At 70.6% G+C, this 24,525-nt stretch carries 17 protein-coding genes; 14 read left to right on the top strand and 3 right to left on the bottom strand.

The genetic code is table 11. The features are described from left to right. Nucleotides 1–356 precede the first annotated feature (356 nt). From OG985_RS15075 to OG985_RS15045, 7 genes are all read left to right on the top strand, one after another. Nucleotides 357–2,048, top strand: a complete 1,692-nt coding sequence (locus OG985_RS15075) for an extracellular solute-binding protein (RefSeq protein ID WP_371668839.1) — start codon at nt 357–359, stop codon at nt 2,046–2,048. 27 nt (nt 2,049–2,075) lie between these two features. Next, nucleotides 2,076–3,110 carry an ABC transporter permease gene (locus OG985_RS15070; RefSeq protein ID WP_371668838.1) on the top strand — a complete coding sequence of 345 codons (1,035 nt, stop codon included), beginning with the start codon at nt 2,076–2,078 and terminating at the stop codon, nt 3,108–3,110. Between the two features lie 8 nt (nt 3,111–3,118). Beyond that, the gene (locus OG985_RS15065; RefSeq protein ID WP_371674380.1) at nt 3,119–4,066 is read left to right on the top strand and encodes a carbohydrate ABC transporter permease; all 948 of its coding nucleotides are present in this window, start codon (nt 3,119–3,121) and stop codon (nt 4,064–4,066) included. Nucleotides 4,067–4,192: 126 nt separating this feature from the next. Then, nucleotides 4,193–6,436, top strand: a complete 2,244-nt coding sequence (locus OG985_RS15060; protein ID WP_371668837.1) for a WD40/YVTN/BNR-like repeat-containing protein — start codon at nt 4,193–4,195, stop codon at nt 6,434–6,436. Next, nucleotides 6,436–8,403 carry a beta-galactosidase gene (locus tag OG985_RS15055; protein ID WP_371668836.1) on the top strand — a complete coding sequence of 656 codons (1,968 nt, stop codon included), beginning with the start codon at nt 6,436–6,438 and terminating at the stop codon, nt 8,401–8,403. Before OG985_RS15060 ends, OG985_RS15055 begins: the two co-directional genes overlap by 1 nt. Further along, nucleotides 8,400–10,607, top strand: coding sequence for a glycoside hydrolase N-terminal domain-containing protein (locus tag OG985_RS15050; RefSeq protein ID WP_371668835.1), 2,208 nt, complete (start codon nt 8,400–8,402; stop codon nt 10,605–10,607). Before OG985_RS15055 ends, OG985_RS15050 begins: the two co-directional genes overlap by 4 nt. 35 nt (nt 10,608–10,642) lie before the next feature. Continuing rightward, nucleotides 10,643–11,356, top strand: a complete 714-nt coding sequence (locus OG985_RS15045; protein ID WP_371668834.1) for a hypothetical protein — start codon at nt 10,643–10,645, stop codon at nt 11,354–11,356. 69 nt (nt 11,357–11,425) lie between these two features. Here the strand turns inward: OG985_RS15045 and OG985_RS15040 are convergent, their stop codons facing one another. Next, complete coding sequence (locus tag OG985_RS15040; RefSeq protein WP_371668833.1) at nt 11,426–13,477, bottom strand: TIM-barrel domain-containing protein; 2,052 nt, start codon at nt 13,475–13,477, stop codon at nt 11,426–11,428. Nucleotides 13,478–13,612: 135 nt separating this feature from the next. Continuing rightward, nucleotides 13,613–14,629 carry a LacI family DNA-binding transcriptional regulator gene (locus tag OG985_RS15035; RefSeq protein ID WP_371668832.1) on the bottom strand — a complete coding sequence of 339 codons (1,017 nt, stop codon included), beginning with the start codon at nt 14,627–14,629 and terminating at the stop codon, nt 13,613–13,615. Between the two features lie 762 nt (nt 14,630–15,391). Between OG985_RS15035 and OG985_RS15030 the strand changes: the two genes are divergently transcribed. The 5 genes from OG985_RS15030 to OG985_RS15010 all read left to right on the top strand — a co-directional run bounded on the left by OG985_RS15030 (nt 15,392) and on the right by OG985_RS15010 (nt 22,240). Next, a complete protein-coding gene (locus OG985_RS15030) occupies nt 15,392–17,332 on the top strand; it encodes an acyl-CoA dehydrogenase family protein (RefSeq protein ID WP_371668831.1) in 1,941 nt (646 codons plus the stop codon). 338 nt (nt 17,333–17,670) lie between these two features. Next, nucleotides 17,671–18,927, top strand: a complete 1,257-nt coding sequence (gene dxr / locus OG985_RS15025) for a 1-deoxy-D-xylulose-5-phosphate reductoisomerase (RefSeq protein ID WP_371668830.1) — start codon at nt 17,671–17,673, stop codon at nt 18,925–18,927. Between the two features lie 8 nt (nt 18,928–18,935). Beyond that, the gene (locus OG985_RS15020; RefSeq protein WP_371674378.1) at nt 18,936–20,228 is read left to right on the top strand and encodes an RIP metalloprotease; all 1,293 of its coding nucleotides are present in this window, start codon (nt 18,936–18,938) and stop codon (nt 20,226–20,228) included. Nucleotides 20,229–20,395: 167 nt separating this feature from the next. After that, nucleotides 20,396–21,553, top strand: a complete 1,158-nt coding sequence (ispG, locus tag OG985_RS15015) for a flavodoxin-dependent (E)-4-hydroxy-3-methylbut-2-enyl-diphosphate synthase (protein WP_371668829.1) — start codon at nt 20,396–20,398, stop codon at nt 21,551–21,553. Nucleotides 21,554–21,688: 135 nt separating this feature from the next. Beyond that, a complete protein-coding gene (locus OG985_RS15010) occupies nt 21,689–22,240 on the top strand; it encodes a GNAT family N-acetyltransferase (RefSeq protein WP_371668828.1) in 552 nt (183 codons plus the stop codon). On the opposite strand, the gene OG985_RS15005 is transcribed toward OG985_RS15010, so the two are convergent. Beyond that, nucleotides 22,231–22,917 (bottom strand): hypothetical protein, encoded by a 687-nt coding sequence (locus OG985_RS15005; RefSeq protein ID WP_371668827.1) that lies wholly within the window; start codon nt 22,915–22,917, stop codon nt 22,231–22,233. The two genes, OG985_RS15010 and OG985_RS15005, sit on opposite strands and share 10 nt — an antisense overlap. A gap of 149 nt (nt 22,918–23,066) precedes the next feature. Here OG985_RS15005 and OG985_RS15000 point away from each other — a divergent pair, with 149 nt between their 5' ends. Together OG985_RS15000 and OG985_RS14995 are read left to right on the top strand one after the other, a co-directional pair. After that, on the top strand, nt 23,067–23,915 hold the full coding sequence (locus OG985_RS15000) for a GNAT family N-acetyltransferase (protein ID WP_371668826.1): 849 nt from the start codon (nt 23,067–23,069) through the stop codon (nt 23,913–23,915). Between the two features lie 46 nt (nt 23,916–23,961). Continuing rightward, on the top strand, nt 23,962–24,522 hold the full coding sequence (locus OG985_RS14995; RefSeq protein ID WP_371668825.1) for a GNAT family N-acetyltransferase: 561 nt from the start codon (nt 23,962–23,964) through the stop codon (nt 24,520–24,522). The last annotated feature ends 3 nt before the right edge of the window (nt 24,523–24,525 follow it).

Raw genomic sequence — 24,525 nt, 5'->3', positions numbered from 1 at the left:
GCGCAGCGCTTTCGAAGCGCTTCGATGCTCAGTCGAAGCGGGGGCGGGTGTCAAGACACCCCGAGGCAACAAACGCGACTCCCCGGCGACATTTCAAGCGGCATATGAGGCCGTCGGATCTGCCACAACTCCGGGCACACCCCGGAGGAAACTTGGGAACGACCCTTGTGCACCCCCAGGTGTTCACTTAACCTCGCAGCAACATCGAAGCGCTTCGACTACGAGAGCCGCCACCGGGAAGTGCGCGGCACTCGACCTGGGTCAAAGGACCGCTTCGGCTCAGCCAGTTCCACTGAAGACACCGCAGCCGACGGCCCACCGCCGGGTGTCCTGGTGCGCCATGAAGGGTTGACGCAATGACGCCGAACGCCGCTTCCTCCTCCGCTCCCAGCCGGAGAAGTTTCCTCGCCTCCACGGCGGTCGCCGCCGCAGCGGTGGCGGGCGGGATGCCGCTGCTCGCCGCCTGCGGCGGTTCGGGGAGCGGTTCGCGGGAGGGCACCACGTCGGGCAAGGACGCGAAGAAGATCCTCCCGGCCTACGTGGCGAGCAACGTGGTGACGCCGGACATCCCGTCCAAGAACGGCTCGTCGATGGGCTTCACCGCCAAACTCGACGGCGCCGCCCTCAAGACCTCGGTCGCGAAGAAGCTCGGCACCGGTGGCAAGATCACCATCATGTCGCCGTTCTGGGGCTCGCCGCCGAAGGGCGACAACCCGTACTACACGTCGATGAACGACCTGATCGGCGTCGACGTGCGGTGGCGGAACCAGGACGGCAACACCTACGACCAGAAACTCGGCGCGGTCCTCGCCTCCAGCGACGTCCCGGATGTGGTCGTCGTCCCCGGCTGGAACATGATGGGCAAGATACCCAGCGCCATCGTCGGCAAGTTCGCCGACCTCGGCCCGTACCTGTCCGGGGACAAGGTCAAGGAGTACCCGAACCTCGCGGCGATCCCCAGCGGCGCCTGGCAGCGTTCCATCTTCGGCGGCAAGCTGATGGGCCTGCCGCAGCCCTCCCCGTCCGTCCAGACCATCGTGCCGCTCTACCGCCAGGACATCTTCGACAAGGAGGGCTACGAAGTCCCCCGGTCCGCCGAGGAGTTCATGGCGCTGTGCAAGGACATCACCAACGCCCGGGCCAAGGTGTGGGCCTGCGGTGACATGAAGTGGACCGCGATGAACACCTTCGGGGCTCTCGGGGGCGGGGAGAAGCCGCTCTGGTGGAACCTGGTCGACGGCAAGCTGATCAACCGTCTCGAGACCCCGGAGTACCTGGAAGCCCTGGAGTGGACGCGCAAGCTGTTCGCCGCCGGAGTCGTCCACCCCGACTTCAAGCTGGGCAAGAGCCAGGCGACCGACCCCGCCCCCAAGTTCGCCGCCGGCGAGTTTCTGATCTGGAACAACAACATCGTCAACTGGTACGGCCAGCAGGCCTCCCAGGCCACCCAGAACCCCGACTTCAAGGTCTGGGGCATGGACATCTGGAACCACGACGGCGGCGCCCCGACGCTGTACGCCCAGAACCCGGCCGGCATCTTCTCCTTCATCAGCAAGAAGGCCTCCGAGTCCGTCATCCGCGACGTGCTGGCCGTCGCCAACGTCACCGCGGCGCCGTACGGCACCAAGGAGTGGATGATGACCAACTACGGCGTCGAGGGCACGCACTACACGATCAAGGACGGCGTCCCCGTCAAGAACGACAAGGGCAACAACGAGGTCCTCAACGCCTACGTCATGGTGGCGAGCCCCGCCCCCACCACCGCCCACCCCGACCTGCCGGACTACACCAAGGCCATGGTCGAGTGGGAGCAGCGGATGGGCGCCGCCACCAAGAAGTCCTCCTTCTGGGGCCTGCAGATCACCGAGCCCTCCCGTTACACCAACCTCGCCAACGACTTCGAGCAGCTCGAGGACGACATCATCCGCGGCCACAAGAAGATGAGCGACATGCAGCAGGCCGTCTCCGACTGGAAGAGCAAGGGTGGCGACAAGCTGCGCGACTGGTACAGGAAGCTGCTCGACGAGAACGGCACGGCGGCGAGCTGACCGGGCTCTGAGGCGAGGAGAACAGCCGTGTCCCACAGCACGGTGCCTCGGAGCAGCGCCGAGGCCGGCACACCGGTGAAGACGCCGGTGACGTCCGTCGACGTCACCGGTGCCCGCAAGGAACAGGGCTCGGGCAAGCTGAGCCTGCGGCTCAGGTTCAGACGCGACCGTGTCCTGATCCTCATGACGCTGCCGGCCGTCCTGCTGGTCCTGGTCTTCAACTACCTGCCGATCCTCGGCAACGTCGTCGCCTTCCAGGACTACGACCCCTACATCAGCGACAACGGCATCGTCTCCATCCTGCACAGCCCGTTCGTGGGCCTGGAGAACTTCCAGCGGATCTTCGAGGACTCGGCCTTCTGGAACGCCGTCCAGAACACCCTGGTGCTGTTCATCATCCAGCTCGTGCTGTTCTTCCCGATCCCGGTCCTGCTCGCGCTGCTCATCAACAGCGTGGTCAGGCCCCGGGTCAGGGCCGTCGCGCAGGCGGTTCTCTACCTGCCGCACTTCTTCTCCTGGGTGCTGGTCATCGCTGTCTTCCAGCAGATGTTCGGCGGCGCGGGGATGCTCTCCCAACTGCTGCGGCAGAACGGGTACGACGGCCTCGACATCATGACCAACCCGGACACCTTCGCCTACCTGATCACCGCGCAGAGCGTGTGGAAGGACGCCGGGTGGGGGATCATCGTCTTCCTCGCCGCGCTGGCCTCGGTCCCGCAGGACCACTACGAGGCCGCCGCGATGGACGGCGCCGGACGCTGGCGCCGCATGTGGCACGTCACGCTTCCCGCCCTGCGCCCGGTGATCGCCCTCCTCCTCGTGCTGCGCGTCGGCGACGCCCTGACCGTCGGTTTCGAACAGATCCTGCTGCAACGCGACGGCGTCGGAACGAACGCGGGGGAGGTCCTCGACACCTTCGTGTGGTGGAACGGCGTACGCAACCAGGACTTCGGCTACGCGGCCGCCGCCGGCCTGATCAAGGGCGTGGTCAGCATCGGTCTGGTCCTCGCCGCGAACAAGATCGCCCATCTCATGGGCGAGCAGGGGGTGTACGAGAAGTGACGTCCGTGATGTGGGAGTCGCGCCAGGACACCGAGCCGGCACAGCGGAAGGCGCCCCACCGGTGGGCCGCGCCTCCGCGCCCGGCATGGGAGGAAGAACCCTCGAAGGCCGGCCTCGCGGGCAAGGGCCTCGCCCTGACGATCGCCTGCCTCGCGGTCGTCTTCCCGCTGTGGATCGTGATCGTCACCAGCCTCTCCTCGCGGAAGACCATCGACGAGGCGGGCGGCCTCGTGATGGTGCCCAAGGGCATCACCTTCATCGCCTACCGGGAACTGCTCAACGGCGGCCAGGTCACCCGCGCCGCGATCATCAGCATCCTCGTCACCCTGGTCGGCACGCTGTTCTCGATGGCGGTGTCCGTCCTGTGCGCCTACGGCCTCTCCCGCGTCGGATCCCTCGCCCACCGCTGGATCCTGATGGTGCTGCTGGCGACCATGTTCTTCAGCGCCGGCCTCATCCCCACCTACCTGCTGGTGCAGTCCCTCGGCCTGACGGACAGCTATCTCGCGCTGATCCTGCCGAGCGCGCTGAGCGTCTTCAACATCCTGGTGCTGCGCAGCTTCTTCATGGGGATCTCACAGGAACTCATCGACGCGGCGCGCATCGACGGCGCCGGGGACTTCCGGGTTCTCTGGCAGATCGTCATGCCGCTGTCGCGGGCGGTCCTCGCGGTGATCACGCTGTTCTACGCCGTCGGGTACTGGAGCGCCTGGTTCAACGCGTCGCTCTACCTGAACGACCAGGACATGATGCCGTTGCAGAACGTCATGATCCAGCTGGTGCAGAGGCAGGAGGCGCCGGTGGGGCTCAGCCAGGCCATCAGGACCGGGCAGTTGTCGGGGTTGGCCATACAGATGGCGGTCATGGTGATGGCCCTTCTTCCGGTCGCCGTGCTGTCCCCCTTCGTCCAGAAGCACTTCAAGAAGGGCATGTTGACGGGTGCGGTGAAGGGCTGACCGTTCGCCATCCCGAAGGGGTGGTTCCGTCGGACGGCGGCCGCGGATGTGTTGTGGCTGGGCGCGCGGTTCCCCGCGCCCCTTGGTGGGTTCACTTCCCCTTTCTCATACAGCGAGGTATGTGTCATGCGCGCGTCCGGGCCTAGCCGTCGTGCTGTTCTTGGTGGGGCCGCGGCTGCGGCCGCGATCACCGTTGTTCCGTCCTTCCCGGCGGCTGCCGCGACCGCCGGATCCGCCGCCCCCTCGTACCGCTGGCGCACCGCCGTCATCGGTGGCACCGGGTTCGTCACCGGTGTGCTCTTCCATCCCTCCGTGCGGGGGCTCGCCTACGCCCGTACCGACATCGGCGGGGCCTATCGCTGGGACGACCGGAGCGCGCGCTGGACTCCGCTCAACGACGATCTCGGCTGGGACGACTGGAACCTCCTCGGGGTCGAGGCCATCGCCGTCGATCCCGCTCACCCGAACCGGGTGTATCTGTCCCTCGGCACCTACGCCCAGTCCTGGGCCGGAAACGGGGCGGTCCTGCGGTCCGAGGACCGTGGTGCCACCTGGGCCCGTACCGATCTCACCGTGAAGCTCGGGGGGAACGAGGACGGGCGGGGGGCCGGGGAACGGCTGCTCGTCGATCCGCGGGACAGTGACACGCTGTGGCTGGGGACCAGACACGACGGGCTGCTCAAGTCCACCGACCGGGGCGCGACTTGGAGGGCCGTGAGCTTCCCGGCCACCCCGAGCGCCACCGGCCAGGGCATCACCCTCCTCGTCGCCGCGGGCCGCAGCGTCTACGCCGGCTGGGGCGACTCGGACGGCACCGCCGCCAACCTGTACCGCACCTCCGACGGGACCACCTGGGAAGCCGTCCCCGCGCAGCCCTCCGGTGCCGCCGCCAAGGTGCCGATCCGGGCCGCCTACGACTGCCACACCCGCGAGCTGTACGTCACCTACGCCAACGCGCCCGGCCCCAACGGGCAGTCCGACGGCAGTGTCCACAAGCTGGCCACGGCGAGCGGGAAGTGGACCGAGGTCACGCCGGTGAAGCCTGGCGGGACGACGGCTGGGGGCACCTCCCGCTCGAGCGAAGCCGAGAGTGGGGGAGGCTCCTCCGACACCTTCGGCTACGGCGGCGCCGCCGTCGACGCCCGCCGCCCCGGCACGGTCGTCGTCTCCACCAACAACCGCTGGGCGGCCGTGGACGCCCTGTACCGGACCACGAACGGCGGCCGCACCTGGACGTCCCTGAAGGACTCGGCGGTCCTCGACGTGTCCGAGACCCCGTTCCTCACCTTCGGCGCCGACCGGCCCAAGTTCGGCTGGTGGATCCAGGCCGTCGCCGTCGACCCGTACGACTCCGAGCACGTCGTGTACGGCACCGGCGCCACCCTCTACGGCACCCGGGATCTGAAGCACTGGGCCCCACAGATCCGGGGCCTGGAGGAGACCTCCGTACGTCAGCTGATCTCGCCGCCGACCGGGGAGGCGCACCTGATCAGCGGGCTCGGGGACGTCGGGGTGATGTACCACGAGCGGCTCACCGCCTCGCCCTCGCGGGGCATGGCGGCCAACCCCGTGTTCGGGTCGGCGACGGGACTCGCCCAGGCCGCGGGCAGGCCGTCGTACGTCGTCCGCACGGGCTTCGGCGACCACGGCAACGGCGCCTGGTCGAACGACGGCGGCAGGTCCTGGGCGCCCTTCGCGGCCCAGCCCGCCCTCGCCAGGGACGCACCGGGGCCGATCGCCACCAACACCGACGGCAGCGTGCTGCTGTGGACCTTCGTGCACGGGGACGGCACCAGGTACCCCGCCCAGCGCTCCACGGACAACGGAGCGACCTGGTCCGAGGTCCCGTCGTTCCCCAAGGGCGCCACACCGCTCGCCGACCCGGCCGACCCGACGTGCTTCTACGCGTACGACACCGACACCGGAACCCTGTTCGCCAGCACGGACAGCGGCCTCACCTTCACCGGCCGGGCGAGTGGACTGCCCTCGGGCGACAGCCAGTTCCAGCTGGCCGCGGCCCCGGGACGCTCCGGTGACCTGTGGCTGAGCACCAAGTGGAACGGGCTCCACCGGTCCACCGACGGCGGAGCGAGCTTCACCAAGCTGGCCAGCTGCTGGGCCTCGTACACCCTCGCCTTCGGCAAGGCCGCCGACGGCGCCGACTTCCCGGCGATCTACCAGGTCGGCTCAACGGAGTCGATCACCGCCGTGTACCGCTCCGACGACGGCGCGAAGACCTGGGCGCGGGTCAACGACGACCGGCACCAGTGGGGCTGGATCGGCGCGACCATCGCCGCCGACCCGCGCGTATACGGCCGCGTCTACGTCGCCACCAACGGCCGCGGAATCCAGTACGGGGAGCCTGTCTGATGCCACACCTGGGCGACGCCACCCGCGGCCGCATCCTCTTCGGCGGCGACTACAACCCCGAGCAGTGGCCCGAGGAGACCTGGCACGAGGACGTCCGGCTGATGCGGGAGGCCGGCGTCAACTCGGTCACCCTCGGCGTCTTCTCCTGGTCCAGGCTCGAACCCGAGCCCGGGGCGAGGGAGTTCGGCTGGCTCGACACGCTGATGGACCTCCTGCACGCGAACGGCGTCGGCGTCGTCCTCGCCACCCCCACCTCCGCCCCGCCCCCGTGGCTGGGCCGGCTGCACCCGGACACCCTGCCCCGCGACGAGAACGGCGGCGTCGAGTGGTGGGGCGGACGGCAGCACTTCTCGCACTCCAGCGCCACCTACCGCCGCTACGCGGCCGCCATCACCGAGGATCTCGCCGCCCGCTACGGCGGCCACCCCGCCCTCACCATGTGGCACATCAACAACGAGTACTGCACGGCCGACCACGGCGACGAGGCGGCCGCCGCCTTCCGCCGCTGGCTGCGCGCGAGGTACGGCACCCTCGACGCCCTCAACACCGCCTGGGGCACGGCCTTCTGGAGCCAGGGCTACGACAGCTGGGACGCCGTCCTGCCCGCCCGCCGCACCCACTACCTGAAGAACCCCGGTCAGGTGCTGGACTTCCGGCGCTTCACCTCCGACATGCTCCTGGAGTGCTACCTCGCCGAGCGCGACATCGTCGCCCGGCACACCCCGCACCTCCCGGTCACCACCAACTTCATGCCGCTCTTCTCCGGCCAGGACGCCTGGCGCTGGGCCGAGGAGGAGGACGTCGTCTCCGTCGACCTCTACCCCGACCCGCGCGACCCCTTCGGTGCCCAGAACGGCGCCCTCGTCCAGGACATGACCCGCTCCCAGGCCCGCGGTCCCTGGATGCTGATGGAGCAGGCGGCGGGACCGGTCAACTGGCGGGGCGTCAACCATCCCAAGCCGCGGGGCCTCAACCGACTCTGGTCCCTCCAGGCCGTGGCCCGCGGCGCGGACGCCGTCTGCTACTTCCAGTGGCGCCAGTCCCGGCAGGGCGCGGAGAAGTTCCACTCCGGGATGGTCAGCCACGCCGGGGAGCACGGCCGTACCTTCCAGGAGGTCAAGCGGCTCGGCGCGGAACTCGCCGCCATCGGCGGGGCGGTGACGGGCACGCACACCGCCGGCGACATCGCGGTTCTGCACGACTGGCACTCCTGGTGGGCCGGATCGCAGGAGGGCCGCCCGTCCACCGAGGTCGACCACCCGGAAATCCTCCGCTCCTGGCACCGCGCCCTCTGGGAGGCGCACCTCGCCACCGACTTCGCCCACCCGGAGCACGACCTGTCCGCCTACCGGCTCGTGGTCGTCCCCCAGCTCTACGCCCTCACCGATACGGCGGTCGAGAACCTCCTCCGGTACGTCCGCGGCGGCGGCACCCTCGTCGCGGGCTTCCTGACCGGCGTCGCCGACGAGGACGACCGGGTCCGGCCCGGGGGCATGGACGCCCGGCTGCGGGACCTGTTCGGCATCCGCACCCTGCACGAGTGGTGGCCGCTGGACCCGGGGGAGAGCGTCGAGTGCGGCGGGTTCCGCGGGACCCTGTGGTCGGAGGAGCTCGAGAAGACCGAGGACGCCACGACGGAAGCCGCCTACAAGGGCGGGGAGCTGGACGGCCTGCCCGCGGTCCTGCGTACGGGCCGCGCCTGGTACGTCTCGACGCTCCCCGAGCCCGGCGCCCTGCGCGACCTGCTCACCCGCGTCGCCGCCGGCACGGGCATCCGGCCGGTGCTCGACGGGCTGCCGGACCGGGTCGAGGCGGTCCGCCGCGGCGACCTGCTCTTCGTGCTCAACCACGGGCGGGAGCCGGTCACCGTCGAGGTCCCCGGCACCCACCACGACCTGCTGACCGGGACGGCCGTCGAGGACGCGCTCACCCTCGGCCGATACGGGGCGGCGGTGCTCAGGCCATGACCGACGGACCCGTGCACGGAACCTGGGAGCCGGCCCCGGCCGCCCGCTGGGAGGACGGCTTCCTGAGCGGCAACGGCCATCACGGCACCCTTGTGTTCGGTGGTCCGGACGACGAGCGGGTCGTCGTCACCCACCACACCCTCGTCCGCCCCAACGGCGGCGAACACGCCCGTCCGCCCGAGCTGGCCGCCGAACTCCCCGCGCTCCAGGACCGGTTGCTCGCCGGTGACCCGCACGCCGCCGAGGAGTTCACCGACGGCCGGGACCTGCAGTGGGTACAGCCCTTCCACCCGGCCTTCCAGATACGGCTGCGCGGCACACGCACGGACCCGGCGCACGGATACCGCCGCTCCGTCGACTTCGCCACCGGCGTCACCGTGGCGGCGTGCGGGGGATGGCGCAGCCGGGTCTTCGTCTCGCGCGCCGACGACGTGATCGTCCAGCAGGTCAGGGCCCCCGACCTGGGCATCGCTCTGGACCACCGGCTTCCCGGCGCGCCCGCACACCTCGCCGTCGGCGACGGGGCGGTCCTCACCGCCGAGGGCGCCGTGCTCACCCTGCGCGCCCGCTACCCCGGCGGCGACACCGCCTTCACCGGGGTGACGCTCGTGGTGGCCACGGGCGGCCGTACGAGGCTCGCACCCCCCGGACTGCGGGTCGCCGGTGCGGAGTCGGTGCTGCTGCTGACCCGGGTGCTGCGGCACACCGGCGAGCTGGACACGACGCCCCACGCGCGCGCCCTGCGGGAACTGGTCCCGGACGACACGGACCCGGACCCGTACGCCCGTCTCCTGGACCGCCACACCGCACTCCACCGGGCCGCGTACGAGCGCGTACGCCTGGACCTGGGCGGGGATCCGGCCGAACGCGCCCTGCCCGGTTCGGAGCTGCTCCGGCACACCGAGAGCCCCGCCCTGCTGGAACGTCTCTTCGCCGCCGGCCGCTACCACCTGCTCTCCGCCGCCGGCCTGTTCCCGCCCCGCCTGACCGGGCTGTGGACCGGCGACTGGAACACCGCCTGGTCCGGCGCCTTCACCACCAACGCCAACCTCAACCTCCAGACCGCCTCCGCCGCGGCCGCCGCCCTGCCCGAGGTCAGCACGGCGCACGCGGCGCTCGTCCGGGGTCAGTTGCCGCACTGGCGGGAGAACGCCCGCGCCGTCTTCGGCGCCCGGGGCGTCGTCGCCCCCACCCACACCGACGGCGAGTCCGGGTACACGTACCACTTCGCCCGCGAGTACCCCCACCAGCTGTGGACCGCCGGCGCCGACTGGCTGCTCAAACCCCTCGTCGACCACGACGAGACACACGGGACACGCGATCCGCACACGGCCGCCGCACTCGCCGAAGTCGCCCTGTTCTACGAGGACTTCCTCACCCGAACCGACGAGCAAGGGCAGCTCGTCGTGGTTCCCTCCTACTCGCCCGAGAACCGGCCCGCGAACGCGAGCTGGGGCGCCCTCAACGCCGCCATGGATCTGTCCGCGGCCCGGCACGCCCTGCGCACCGCCGCCGCCTACCACCCCGGCACGCCCGACGCCGACCGCTGGCAGGACCTCGCGGACCGGCTTCCGCCCCACCGGGCGAACGCCGACGGCGCCCTCGCCGAATGGGCGTGGCCCGGCCTCGACGACACCTACGACCACCGCCACCTCAGTCACCTCTACGGCGTCTGGCCGCTCGACGAGATCAACCCGTACGACACCCCGGACCTCGCCGCCGCCGCCCACCGCGCCCTCGAACTGCGCGGAGCGGAGAACGACTCCGCCCACGGCCACCTGCACCACGCCCTCCTCGCGGCCCGGCTGCGGGACGGCGAACGCGTCGCCCACGCACTCGGCCAGGTCCTCAAGGGCGACTTCTTCCACGCCTCCCTGATGAGCGCGCACTACCCGGCCCGGAACGTCTACAACGCGGACGCCGCGCACACCCTGCCCGCCGTGCTCGTCGAGACGCTCGTGCAGTCGACCCCGGACCGGCTGGTCCTGCTGCCCGCGCTCCCGGCGGCGCTCCCGGCCGGTGAACTCCGGGGCGTCCGAACCCGGTTCGCGGCCGAACTCGACCTGACCTGGACCCCGCACCACGCCACCGCGATGATCCGCCCCACGCGTACCCACCGCGTCGAACTCAGGACCCCCTCCGGCGAGCAGCCGCTCGACCTCGTCGCCGGAGAGGACCACGTCGTCACCTCGGGGACGTGGTAGCAGCCGCATTTCCCCCCACCCATGGAAGGGACACCATGGCAACACGCACCCTCGGCAGGATCACCAAGGCCCTGCTCGCCCCCGCCCTCGCGCTCGGCGCCACCGTCGGCCTCGCCGCCGCCCCCGCCCAGGCCGCCGTCTGGAACTCCTGCGACCAGTGGGGCAACACCAGCCTGAACGGCTACACCCTCTACAACAACATCTGGGGCTCCGGCGCGGGCAGCCAGTGCGTCTGGGCCAACTCCGGCACCAACTGGGGCGTCTGGGCGAACCACCCCAACACCGGCGGCATCAAGTCCTACCCCAACTCCAAGAAGGTGATCAACAAGTCGATCACCTCGCTGGGTTCGCTCTCCAGCAGCTACAACGTCACGGTCCCGTCGTCCGGCGCGTACAACACGTCGTACGACATCTGGGACACCGACTACGACTACGAGATCATGCTGTGGGTCAACAAGACCGGAGCGGTCGGGCCGCTGGGCACCTCGCAGGGCAACGTGACGCTCGGCGGCCACACCTGGACCGTCTACAAGGGCAACAACGGCGCGAACGAGGTCTTCTCGTTCATCCGCACCTCCAACTCCAGCTCCGGCACGGTCAGCATCCTGCCGATCCTCAAGTGGATCAAGGACACCAAGGGCTGGTTCGGCAACGAGACCATCGGTGACGTGCAGTTCGGCTACGAGATCACCTCGTCCTCCGGCGGCCTGGACTTCACCACCAACAACCTGACGGTCAGCAGCAGCTGAGCGGCTCACACGCAGGGTGCGGCCGGTCCCTCCCCTACGGGACCGGCCGCACGTCCGTGCCCGGGGCGGTTACTCCGCCACCGGCAGCCGTGCCCCGTCCCGCAGGAACAGCGGTATGCGGTCCAGCGGCGCGTCGACCGTGACGGTCCCGCCCCCCTCGTACGAGACGCCCGTCCACGCGTCCGTCCAGCGCGCGCCCGCCGGGAGATAGGCCGTACGCGCCGTGGCGCCCGCGGTGAGGACGGGGGCCACCAGCAGGTCCCGGCCGAAGAGATAGGCGTCGTCGACCGACCAGGCGGCCTGGTCCCCGGGGAACTCCAGGAACAGCGGCCGCATGACGGGCAGGCCCTCCTCGTGGGCCTCGCGCATGACGTCCAGGACGTACGGCTTCAGCCGCTCGCGCAGCCGCAGGTACTTCTCCAGGATCGGGCCGGCCTCCTCGCCGTAGGACCAGACCTCGTTGGGGCCGCCGGTCATGTCGGGGCCCAGTGGCATGCCCGGGTCGCGGAAGCCGTGCAGGCGCATCAGCGGGGACAGCGCGCCGAACTGGAACCAGCGGACCATGACCTCGCGGTAGCCGGGGTCGTCCGGGTCACCGCCGTGGAAGCCGCCGATGTCCGTGTTCCACCAGGGGATGCCGGACAGCGAGGTGTTGAGACCGGCAGCGATCTGGCGGCGCAGGGTCGCGAAGTCGGTGCCGATGTCGCCGGACCACAGGGCGGCGCCGTAGCGCTGACTGCCCGCCCACGCCGAGCGGTTGAGGGTGATCACCTCGGTCTCGCCGGCGGCGGACAGTCCCTCGTGGAAGGTGCGGGAGTTCTCTGCGGGGTAGATGTTGCCGACCTCCAGGCCGGGGCCCGCCCAGTAGCGCAGGTTCTCCGAGAACCCCGGCTTCAGCTCCGGCTCGCAGGCGTCCAGCCAGAAGGCGGTGATGCCGTACGGCTCCAGGTAGTTCTCCCGCACCCGCGACCACAGGAAGTCCCGGGCCTCGGGGTTCGTCGCGTCGTAGAAGGCGACCTGGACCGTCGAGGCGACCCCCTTGTCCGGCCAGTCGGCGTGCGCCATCGGCCCGTACTGCGTGCCGATGAAGTAGCCGCGCTGCTCCATGAGCTGATGGTTCTCGCTCAACGGGGACACCGACGGCCACACGCTCACCACCAGTTTGACGCCGAGTTCCTCCAGCTCGCGCACCATCGCCGCCGGGTCGGGCCACTCGGCCGGGTCGAACTTCCACTCGCCCAGGTGCGTCCAGTGGAAGAAGTCGCAGACGATGGCGTCCAGCGGCAGACCCCGGCGCTTGTACTCCCGCGCCACGGACAGGAGTTCGTCCTGGTCGCGGTAGCGCAGCTTGCACTGCCAGAAGCCGGCCGCCCAGCGCGGCAGCATCGGCGTCCGGCCGGTCGCCGCGCTGTAGCGCCGCTGGCCGTCGGCCGGGTCGCCCGCGGTGATCCAGTAGTCGATCTGGGGAGCCGAGTCCGCCACCCAGCGGGTGCCGTTGCCGGCCAGCTCGACGCGCCCGATCGCCGGGTTGTTCCACAGCAGCGTGTAGCCGCGGCTGGAGGTGAGGACCGGGATGCCGACCTCGGCGTTGCGCTGCACCAGGTCGAGGACCAGGCCCTTCTGGTCCAGCCGTCCGTGCTGGTGCTGGCCGAGGCCGTACAACTTCTCGTCCGGGTAGGCGGCGAAGCGCTGCTCCAGGCGGTGCCGGCCACCGCCGACCGGCGTGTACAGGCGCGGCCCGGGCCACCAGAAGTGGGCCCGCTCCTCGGCGAGGAGCTCGGAGAGGTCGTCGGTGCGCAGGAACCGGACCAGGCCCTCGGCGTTGATCTCGACGGTCAGCGCGCCGACCGTCAACCGCCCTTCGCCGTCGCCGAGTTTGACGCTGCTCTCGGTGGCCGGCGCCTCTTCCAGCAGGGCGCCCGGCAGCCCGTCCAGCACCGGACCGCCGAGCCGGGCCCGGACGCGGACGGCGTCCGGTCCCCACGGCTCGACGCGCACGGTCTCCTGGCGGCCGCTCCACTCCAGCGCGCCGTCCCGCTCGTGGAGGGTGCCGACGGTGGGTGACGACTGCGCGAGGCTGACCGCGCCGTGACCGGGCTGGTGTGCGGCAGGCTGATTCACGTGGGGTGCTCCTTTGAAGGAGTGCGGGGGGCCGGCGTGCGGGCGTGCGTGAAGGAGTGCGTGCTCAGGCGTGCGGGCGGGGGAGCCCGGGCATGGCGGTGCCCTGGTGAGGGCCGAGGTGCGGCGGTTCCGGGGTCAGGAAACGGCGGCCGGGGCGGGCCCCGTGCTGGTGCGTACCGTCAACTCGGGGGCGATCAGCACGACGTCGTCGCTTCCGTGCCCGTCCAGCTTGGCGACCAGGTACTCCACCGCGCGGCGGCCCATCTCCTGGGCGGGGATGGCGACGGAGGTCAGCCGCACCGAGGCCTGCTGGGCGACCTGGTCGGGGCAGATGGCGACCACCGACACGTCCTCGGGGACGGCGCGGCCCTGCTGGCGCAGCAGGGCGAGCAGCGGTTCGACCGCCGACTCGTTCTGCACGACGAACCCGGTGGTGCCCGGGCGTTCGTCCAGGACCCGGGCGAGGGTGACGGCCATCGCGTCGTACCCGCCCTCGCACGGCCGGTGCAGCAGCCGTACCCCCAACTCCCGTGCGCGGGAGCGGAGTCCGTCGAGGGTGCGCTCGGCGAAACCGGTGTGTCGCTCATAGACCGCGGGGGCCTCGCCGATGACAGCGATGTCACGGTGGCCGAGCATCGCCAGGTGCTCGACGCACAGGGCGCCCGTCGCGCGGAAGTCGAGGTCGACGCAGGTCAGGCCGCTGGTGTCGGCGGGCAGCCCGATCAGTACGGACGGCTGGTCGGTGCCGCGCAGCAGCGGCAGCCGCTCGTCGTCCAGCTCGACGTCCATCAGGATCATCGCGTCGGCGAGTCCGCTGCCGGTGACGCGGCGCACGGCGTCGGGCCCTTCCTCGCCGGTGAGCAGCAACACGTCGTACCCGTGGGTGCGCGCGGTGGTGGCCACCGCGATGGCGATCTCCATCATCACCGGCACGTACATGTCGGTGCGCAGCGGGATCATCAGCGCGATGATGTTCGACTTGCTGCTGGCCAGGGCGCGGGCGCCCGCGTTCGGGTGGTAGCCGAGGCGGCGGATGCTCTGCTCGACCCGCTGCCGGGTGGTCGCGGAGATGGACCGCTTGCCGCTGAGGACATAGCTCACCGTGCTCGCCGAGACTCCGGCGTGCTGGGCGACCTCGGCGAGGGTGACCATCCAGCTCTCCAAGCTTTGTGAAGCGCTTCGACAGTGCGCAGTGCGAACAGTGGCGGGTGGGGGTGGTTCGACAGTAGCCCCACCGCGAGTGGGTGTCCATAGGTTGTCGAAGCGCTTCGACAGCTTTTCTCCTGCGACCGCTCCGCGCCGTCGGAACGGCCTCCCGGCGGGTGCCGGCACGGGGGCCGTACCCGAACCGTCCCCCCGGAGGGACCCCCGGCGCAACACCGCGGACCGCGTCCGTCCGGACGGGCTTGCGGCTCTTCGGGCCGGGCGGCGGTCCGGCCCTCGGGTGGGACGGCGGTCTGGCCCCGGGCGGGACGGTGTTACGGCCCGCCGGGGGGATGGTGATTCGGCGCGCCGAGGGGACGGCGATCGGCGCGCCGACGGAACGGCGATCGGGCCGCCGAGGGGACGGCGATCGGCGCGCCGACGGGACGGCGTTACGGTCCGCCGACGGAACGGCGATCGACCCGCAGACGGAACGGCGATTAGGCCCCGTCGGCCGGACCTACACCCCTCCGGCCGTGCACTCGTCCGGCCCAAGCCGCCCGGCGGGGAAAACACGCCTTCGGCACCGTGTCCGGGACCGTGATCCGCCGGGATTCGGGCCCTCGGGGAGCCTGGCCGCACCTGGCCGGCATCGGACCGACGGCCGCGCGAGGGGTGGTGGCCCCGCCCGGGATCGGGTACATACGATCGGGTAGCACCCGTCGGTAACCATACGGTCCCAAGATCCCGATTCGCGGCGAGGTGAGCCTCATGTCCGCTCCACCCACCCACTCCTCCCGACCAGCCGTCACCGAACGGGAGGCCCGTCAGGTGGCGGAGGCCGCCCGGGAACAGGACTGGCGCAAGCCCAGCTTCGCCAAGGAACTGTTCCTCGGACGCTTCCGCCTCGACCTCATCCACCCCCACCCGCTCCCGGCCGACCAGGACGCCCAGCGCGGCGAGGAGTTCCTCGCCAAACTGCGCGACTTCTGCGAGACGAAGATCGACTCGGCCCGGATCGAACGCGAGGCGCAGATCCCCGACGAGGTGGTCGACGGGCTCAAGGAGCTCGGCGCCCTCGGCATGAAGATCGACACCAAGTACGGCGGCCTCGGCCTCACGCAGGTCTACTACAACAAGGCCCTCGCCCTGGTCGGCTCGGCCAGCCCGGCGATCGGCGCCCTGCTGTCCGCCCATCAGTCGATCGGCGTACCGCAGCCGCTGAAGATGTTCGGCACGCAGGAGCAGAAGGAGCGGTTCCTGCCGCGCTGCGCCCGGACCGACATCTCGGCGTTCCTGCTCACCGAGCCGGACGTCGGCTCGGACCCGGCGCGCCTGGCCACCAGCGCGGTCCCGGACGGGGACGACTACGTCCTCGACGGGGTGAAGCTGTGGACGACCAACGGTGTGGTCGCCGACCTCCTCGTCGTGATGGCGCGGGTGCCGAAGTCCGAGGGTCACAAGGGCGGCATCACGGCGTTCGTCGTGGAGGCCGGCTCCGAGGGCGTCACGGTCGAGCACCGCAACGCGTTCATGGGCCTGCGGGGCCTGGAGAACGGCGTGACGCGCTTCCACCGGGTCCGCGTTCCCGCCGCGAACCGGATCGGCCCCGAGGGCGCCGGCCTGAAGATCGCGCTCACCACCCTCAACACCGGCCGGCTGTCGCTGCCCGCGATGTGCGTGGGCGCCGGCAAGTGGTGCCTGAAGATCGCCCGGGAGTGGTCGGCGGCGCGGGAGCAGTGGGGCAAGCCGGTGGCCTTCCACGAGGCGGTCGGCGCGAAGATCAGCTTCATCGCGGCGACGACCTTCGCCCTGGAGGCCGTCGTCGACCTGTCCAGCCAGATGGCCGACGAGGACCGCAACGACATCCGCATCGAGGCCGCCCTCGCCAAGCTGTACGGCTCTGAGATGGCCTGTCTGATGGCCGACGAACTGGTCCAGATCCGCGGCGGCCGCGGCTTCGAGACGGCGGCCTCCCTGGCAGCCCGCGGCGAACGCGCGGTCCCCGCCGAGCAGATCCTGCGCGACCTGCGGATCAACCGCATCTTCGAGGGCTCCACCGAGATCATGCACCTGCTGATCGCCCGCGAGGCGGTCGACGCCCACCTGTCGGTGGCCGGTGACCTGATCGACCCCGACAAGTCCCTGTCGGACAAGGCGAAGGCGGGCGCGAACGCGGGTGTCTTCTACGCCAAGTGGCTGCCGAAACTGGTCACCGGGCCGGGTCAGCTCCCGCGTTCCTACGGCGAGTTCAGGCACGGCGTGGACCTGTCCGGGCATCTGCGCTACGTCGAACGCACCGCCCGCAAGCTCGCCCGCTCCACCTTCTACGCCATGTCCCGCTGGCAGGGCCGGATGGAGACCAAGCAGGGCTTCCTCGGCCGGGTCGTGGACATCGGCGCGGAGCTGTTCGCGATGAGCGCGGCCTGTGTACGGGCCGAACTCCTGCGCGACCAGGGCGATCACGGCCGCGAGGCCTACCAGCTGGCGGACGCCTTCTGCCGCCAATCCCGCATCCGCGTGGAGGAACTCTTCGGCCGCCTGTGGAGCAACACCGACGACCTCGACCGCAAGGTCGTCAAGGGCGTCCTGGCGGGCACCTACGAGTGGCTGGAGCAGGGAATCGTCGACCCCTCGGGAGACGGCCCGTGGATCGCCGACGCGACCCCCGGACCCAGTGAGCGGGAGAACGTGCACCGCCCCATCCGCTGACAGCCGGTCAGCGGTACGCGTCGCCCGGACCCGCGTCGTCCACGAACGCGGGGCCGGGCCCGAGGACGCCTTCGCCGGGTGCTGCCTGCCGGGTGTCGCTCCACCGGATGTCGCTCCACCGGTCGTCGACCCACCGGCCGTCGACCCACCGGCCGTCGGCGGAAGTACCGGCACCAGGAGGCCTTCACCCCGCCTTCACATGGGCGGATTCAGTCCCATTCAGATTCATTCGGATTCATTGGGATCCATTCGATTCCATTCGGTGCCGAGTCGAGATAAGACACCCTCCCGAGGGACGTGCTGTCCTCCCGGGCGTCCGATGCGGCCACAATGGGGGGATGAGCGACAGCCCAGCCCCCCTCGCCGACCCGCACCTCGTCTACGACCCCGTGGCGGGCGACGGCCCGAAGGACGTGGTGATCCTCGGCTCCACCGGCTCGATCGGCACCCAGGCCATCGATCTCGTCCTGCGCAACCCGGACCGGTTCCGGGTCACCGGACTCTCCGCCAACGGCGGACGGGTCGCCCTGCTCGCCGAACAGGCGCACCGGCTGCGGGCGCGGACCGTGGCCGTGGCCCGCGAGGACGTCGTACCGGCACTGCGCGAGGCGCTCGCCGCGCGGTACGGCACGGCGGAGCCGCTCCCCGAGATCCTGGCCGGACCGGAGGCGGCCACCCGGCTCGCCGCCTCCGACTGCCACACGGTCCTCAACGGCATCACGGGGTCCATCGGGCTCGCCCCGACCCTCGCCGCCCTGGAAGCGGGCCGCACCCTGGCGCTCGCCAACAAGGAATCGCTCATCGTGGGCGGGCCGCTGGTCAAGGCCCTCGCCAAGCCGGGGCAGATCATCCCGGTCGACTCCGAGCACGCCGCTCTCTTCCAGGCGCTGGCGGCCGGCACCCGCGCGGACGTCCGCAAACTCGTCGTCACCGCCTCCGGCGGTCCCTTCCGGGGCCGTACGAAGGACGAGCTGGCGCACGTCACCGTCGAGGACGCGCTCGCGCACCCCACCTGGGCCATGGGTCCGGTGATCACGATCAACTCCGCGACCCTCGTCAACAAGGGCCTGGAAGTCATCGAGGCGCACCTCCTCTACGACATTCCCTTCGATCGCATTGAGGTCGTCGTACACCCGCAGTCGTATGTCCACTCGATGGTTGAGTTCACGGACGGATCGACACTGGCCCAGGCGACGCCCCCCGACATGCGCGGGCCGATCGCCATCGGTCTCGGCTGGCCGGAGCGCGTCCCGGACGCCGCGCCGGCCTTCGACTGGAGTACGGCGTCGACCTGGGAGTTCTTCCCCCTCGACGGCGACGCGTTCCCCTCGGTCGGGCTCGCCCGGCACGTGGGACAGCTCGCGGGCACGGCTCCCGCGGTGTTCAATGCGGCCAACGAGGAGTGTGTCGAGGCCTTCCGGTCCGGCGCACTGCCGTTCACCGGCATCATGGAGACCGTGACGAGGGTGGTGGAGGAGCACGGCACCCCGGATACGGGAACCTCGCTCACCGTCGCGGACGTCCTCGACGCGGAGACCTGGGCACGGACCCGGGCAAGGGAACTGACGACACATACGGCGGAGGCCCGTGCATGACGACCCTGATGTTCATCCTCGGCATAGTCGTCTTCGCGTTCGGCCTGCTGGTCTCGATCGCGTGGCACGAGCTGGGGCACCTGTCCACGGCCAAGCTCTTCGGTATCCGCGTGCCGCAGTACATGGTCGGCTTCGGCCCGACCATCTGGTCACGCAAGAAGGGTGAGACCGAGTACGGGGTCAAGGCCGTCCCGTTCGGTGGCTACATCCGCATGATCGGCATGTTCCCGCCCGGCCCCGACGGCCGCCTCGAGGCACGTTCCACCTCGCCCTGGCGAGGCATGATCGAGGACGCCCGCTCGGCCGCGTTCGAGGAGGTCAGGGAGGGTGACGAGACCCGCCTCTTCTACACGCGCAAGCCGTGGAAGCGGGTCATCGTGATGTTCGCGGGCCCCTTCATGAACCTCATCCTCGCGGTGGGCCTGTTCTTCACCGTGCTGATGGGCTTCGGCATCCAGCAGCAGACCACCACCGTCGCCTCGGTCTCCCCGTGCGTCATCGCGCAGAGCGAGAACCGCGACTCCTGCAAGAAGACCGACCAGGCCTCCCCGGCCGCGGCCGCGGGCCTGAAGCAGGACGACCGGATCGTGGCGTTCGCCGGAGTGCGCACCGACGACTGGAACAAGCTCTCCGACCTGATCCGCGTCAGCGCCGGCAAGGACGTGGCGATCGTCGTCGACCGCAAGGGCCAGGAGGTGACCCTGCACACCAAGATCGCCACCAACCGGGTCGCCAAGAAGGACTCGAGCGGAGCGTACGTCCAGGGCCAGTACGTCGAGGCCGGCTTCCTCGGCTTCAGCGCGGCCACCGGCGTCGTCAAGCAGGACTTCGGCGAGTCCGTGACCTGGATGGGTGACCGGGTGGGCGACGCCGTCGACTCCCTCGCGGCCCTGCCCTCCAAGATCCCCGCACTGTGGGACGCGGCCTTCGGCGACGGGCCGCGTGAGCCCGACTCCCCGATGGGCATCGTCGGCGCGGCCCGGGTGGGCGGCGAGATCGCCACCCTCGACATCCCGGCCTCGCAGCAGCTCGCCATGTTCGTGATGCTGCTCGGCGGCTTCAACCTCTCCCTGTTCCTCTTCAACATGCTCCCGCTGCTCCCGCTCGACGGCGGACACATCGCGGGCGCCCTGTGGGAGTCCCTGCGCCGCAGTGCGGCGAAGGTGCTGCGCCGCCCGGACCCGGGTCCGTTCGACGTGGCGAAGCTGATGCCGGTGGCCTACGTGGTGGCCGGTGTCTTCGTCTGCTTCACCCTGCTCGTGCTGATCGCGGATGTGGTCAACCCGGTGCGCATCTCCTAGTCACAGCAGTTCGTGGCGGTCCGGAACGTCGATTTCCGGGCCGCCCTCCATCGAGTGGGTTTACGGGCGGGATGTGCTCCGGCCTCGGGGCGTGCCGTAATCTCGAAGTCTGGAGCCCGCTGCTGACGGGACCGGACCTTGATCCACGACTTGGGGTTGCACAGCAGATGACTGCGATTTCTCTCGGCATGCCGTCCGTTCCGACCAGGCTCGCCGAGCGCCGCAAGAGCCGGCAGATCCAGGTCGGATCCGTGGCGGTGGGCGGCGACGCGCCCGTGTCGGTGCAGTCGATGACCACGACACGTACGTCGGACATCGGCGCGACCCTCCAGCAGATCGCCGAACTCACGGCCTCCGGCTGCCAGATCGTCCGTGTGGCCTGCCCCACCCAGGACGACGCCGACGCCCTCGCGACCATCGCCCGCAAGTCGCAGATCCCCGTCATCGCGGACATCCACTTCCAGCCGAAGTACGTCTTCGCGGCCATCGAGGCCGGCTGCGCCGCGGTGCGCGTCAACCCCGGCAACATCAAGCAGTTCGACGACAAGGTCAAGGAGATCGCCAAGGCGGCGAAGGACCACGGCACCCCGATCCGCATCGGGGTGAACGCGGGCTCGCTGGACCAGCGGCTGCTCCAGAAGTACGGAAAGGCGACCCCCGAGGCGCTCGCCGAGTCCGCGCTGTGGGAGGCGTCCCTCTTCGAGGAGCACGACTTCCGGGACATCAAGATCTCGGTGAAGCACAACGACCCGGTCGTGATGGTCGAGGCCTACCGCCAGCTCGCGGCCCAGTGCGACTACCCCCTGCACCTGGGTGTCACCGAGGCCGGACCGGCCTTCCAGGGCACCATCAAGTCGGCCGTCGCCTTCGGTGCCCTCCTCTCCCAGGGCATCGGTGACACGATCCGCGTGTCCCTGTCCGCGCCTCCCGTGGAGGAGGTCAAGGTCGGCAACCAGATCCTGGAGTCGCTGAACCTCAGGCAGCGCGGCCTGGAGATCGTCTCCTGCCCGTCCTGCGGCCGCGCCCAGGTCGACGTCTACAAGCTGGCCGAAGAGGTGACCGCCGGCCTGACCGGCATGGAGGTCCCGCTGCGCGTCGCCGTCATGGGCTGCGTCGTCAACGGCCCCGGCGAGGCCCGCGAGGCCGACCTCGGCGTCGCCTCCGGCAACGGCAAGGGGCAGATCTTCGTCAAGGGCGAGGTCATCAAGACCGTCCCCGAGTCCAAGATCGTGGAGACCCTCATCGAGGAGGCCATGAAGCTGGCCGAACAGATGGAGGCGGCCGGCGTCACCTCCGGCGAGCCCGAGGTCTCGGTCAAGGGCTGACCGGCATCCGGGGCGGGGCGCCGACACGGCGCCCCGCGGCGGTGGAGGTCCGCGGGTGAGGGTCCGCCCACCGCCTTCCCCGCGCATGCGATTTATTCGATCGCCGCGCGCACATGATCGCGTTAGCTTGGCGCGATGTCCGAACTGCGTACCGAGCGACTCGTCCTCCGCACCTGGCGGGACTCCGATCTCGCCCCCTGGGCCGCCATGAACGCCGACCCCGAGGTCCGGGAACACTTCCCCGAACTCCTCACGGCCGAGCAGAGCGCCGCGTCCGTCGCGTCCTTCCAGGCCGACCTCGACCGGCGCGGCTGGGGCTGGTGGGCCGTGGAGGTGGCGGGCACCCGCGAGTTCGTCGGGTTCACCGGGCTCGACCCCGTCGAGGAGGACATGCCCTTCACCGGAGTCGAGGTCGGCTGGCGGCTGGCCCGGGCGGCCTGGGGCCACGGATACGCCACCGAAGCGGCCCGCGCCGTCCTCGAGTTCGGCTTCCAGAGCCTCGGCCTGGCCGAGATCCTCGCCGTCACCACGGCCACCAACCTCCGTTCGCAGGCGGTGATGCGGCGCCTGGGCATGACCCGCGACCCGGCCGACGACTTCGACGACCCCACCGCGCCCGAAGGACCGCTGCGGCCCAGCGTCCTGTACCGCCTGCGCAGCGATCTCGCGTCCCGCCCTCAGACGTGACGCATCCAGACGTTGGGCTCCTGGTAGACCCCGTTGTCGGCGTCCCGGTCGACGCGCAGCACGCTCAGCCCGTCCGGGATGACGTAGTCGCCGGACTCGGGGAGGGCCAGTCCCGTCCAGTCCTCCCACTCGGCGACCGTGCCCGTCATCGTCTGCGAGGCCGGCGCCGCCGCCAGGATCTCCGCGCCGAGACGCTCATGGGTCCGGATCCACGGGTCGAGGGCCGCACCGTCGGACCGGCGCCAGTGCATGAAGGAAGCGATCGGCGTCAGCGGGTACCGCGCCTTCGTCGTCGGCCGCACGGGCGCGAGGACCCGGCTCAGGCCCGCCGCCAGGCCGGTGTCCCGCAGCGTCGACAGCGTCCGGCCCGCCAGCCCACGGCCCTTGAGCGACGGAGTGACGATCGCGCCGCAGATCACCAGGGTGTCCGGCACGACCCCCTGCTCCCTTCCCTCGACGGCCCTGACCAGGGCGTCGCTGTAGCCCGACGGCAGTGTGTCGGTCTGCCCGTCCCAGCGGACCGGCACTCCCCACCCGCCGGCGACCGGCACGCCCGCCTCGTCCAGCAGCATGAGGTCCAGATCGCCGAACCACTCCCTGACCCGGCCTATGTACTGCTTGCCCAGCCGATCGGCGGTGATGAACCGTGGAAAGCCCTCACTGAACAGCTCGGCCATCTGCTCCTGAGGCCACGTCCGCGCGTCCGTTCTTTCGGTCTGCAAGATCATGGGCCGATCCTGGCACGAGGCCGTACCACGGGGCGGCGTGGCACATTCTCGGCAGGTACAGTGCGGAGATCTGTAGACCTTAGGGTGAGGCCCCGTACGTGTTGACCCAGACCACTTCCCGGGTTCTCGAACCGAGTGACCTGGACGCCGCGCTCGCCGTCCTCGACCGCGAGCCGGTCGCCAACGCCTTCGTCACCTCCCGGGTACGGATCGCCGGCCTGGATCCATGGCGGCTCGGCGGCGAGATGTGGGGCTGGTACGAGGGCGGCATGCTGACCTCCCTGTGCTACGCCGGCGCCAACCTGGTCCCGATCTGCGCCACCCCGAGGGCTGTACGCGCTTTCGCCGACCGCGCCCGCCGGGCCGGCCGTCGCTGCTCCTCCGTCGTCGGCCCCGCCGAGCCCACCGCCGAGCTGTGGCGCCTGCTCGAACCCAGCTGGGGACCGGCCCGCGAGGTGCGCGCCCACCAGCCGCTCATGGTCACCGACCGCCCGTCCGCGACCGTCGACCCGGATCCTTACGTCCGCCGCATCCGCAAGGACGAGATCGAGGCGATCATGCCGGCGTGCGTGGCGATGTTCACCGAGGAGGTCGGTGTCTCCCCGCTCGCCGGGGACGGCGGCCTGCTGTATCAGGCGAGGGTCGCCGAACTCGTCGGCACCGGCCGCTCCTTCGCCCGCCTCGGTCCCGACGGCAGGGTGGTTTTCAAGGCCGAGATCGGCGCCGCGACCGACCGCGCCTGCCAGATCCAGGGCGTGTGGGTGGCCCCGGAGTACCGGGGGAGGGGCGTGGCCGCGCCGGGCATGGCGGCGGTGCTTCGCCACGCGCTGGCCGACGTGGCCCCGTTGGTGAGCCTGTACGTGAACGACTTCAACACCCCCGCGCGACGGACGTACCGGAGGGTGGGCTTCCGTGAAGTCGGCGAGTTCATGAGCGTTCTCTTCTGAAATCCGGACCCGGACGACAACGGGAGAGCCCCTGTACTCTCCCCACATGCGATTTTCCGGTCATGGCCACCGCCACCCCGCAGACGTCGTGATCGGTTCCCTCGACCTCGCCGCCCACGTGGACGAGGCCCTCGCGGTCCAGGCGGTGGCCTTCGGTCTCGGCGCCGAGGAGGTCGCCGTACGCCGCCAGATCGTGCTGCGCCACATGACCTACCCCGGTGCCCGCGCACTCGGCGCCTCCACCGCCGGACGGCTCGTCGGCTTCGTCTACGGCATGCCCAACAACCGCACCCACTGGTGGTCCACCGTCGTGGAGCCCTACCTCCGCGCCCAGGGCCACGACGGCTGGCTCGACGACTCGTTCGTGATCACCGAGCTGCACGTCCACCCGCACTTCCAGAACCGCGGTCTCGGGCGCTCCCTGATCACGTCGATCACGGACACCGCCGTCGAACCCCGCTCGATCCTCTCCGCGATCGACACCGACAGCCCCGCCCGCGGCCTCTACCACTCCCTCGGCTACGAGGACCTGGCCCGCCAGGTCCTCTTCCCCAGCGCCCCGAAGCCGTACGCCGTGATGGGTGCTCCGCTTCCGCTGCGCCGGTAACGG

It is taken from the genome of Streptomyces sp. NBC_00289, assembly GCF_041435115.1.
GTDB lineage: Bacteria > Actinomycetota > Actinomycetes > Streptomycetales > Streptomycetaceae > Streptomyces.
Note: the sequence above shows the minus strand (reverse complement) of the source record. Positions and strands in the feature narration are given on the sequence as shown.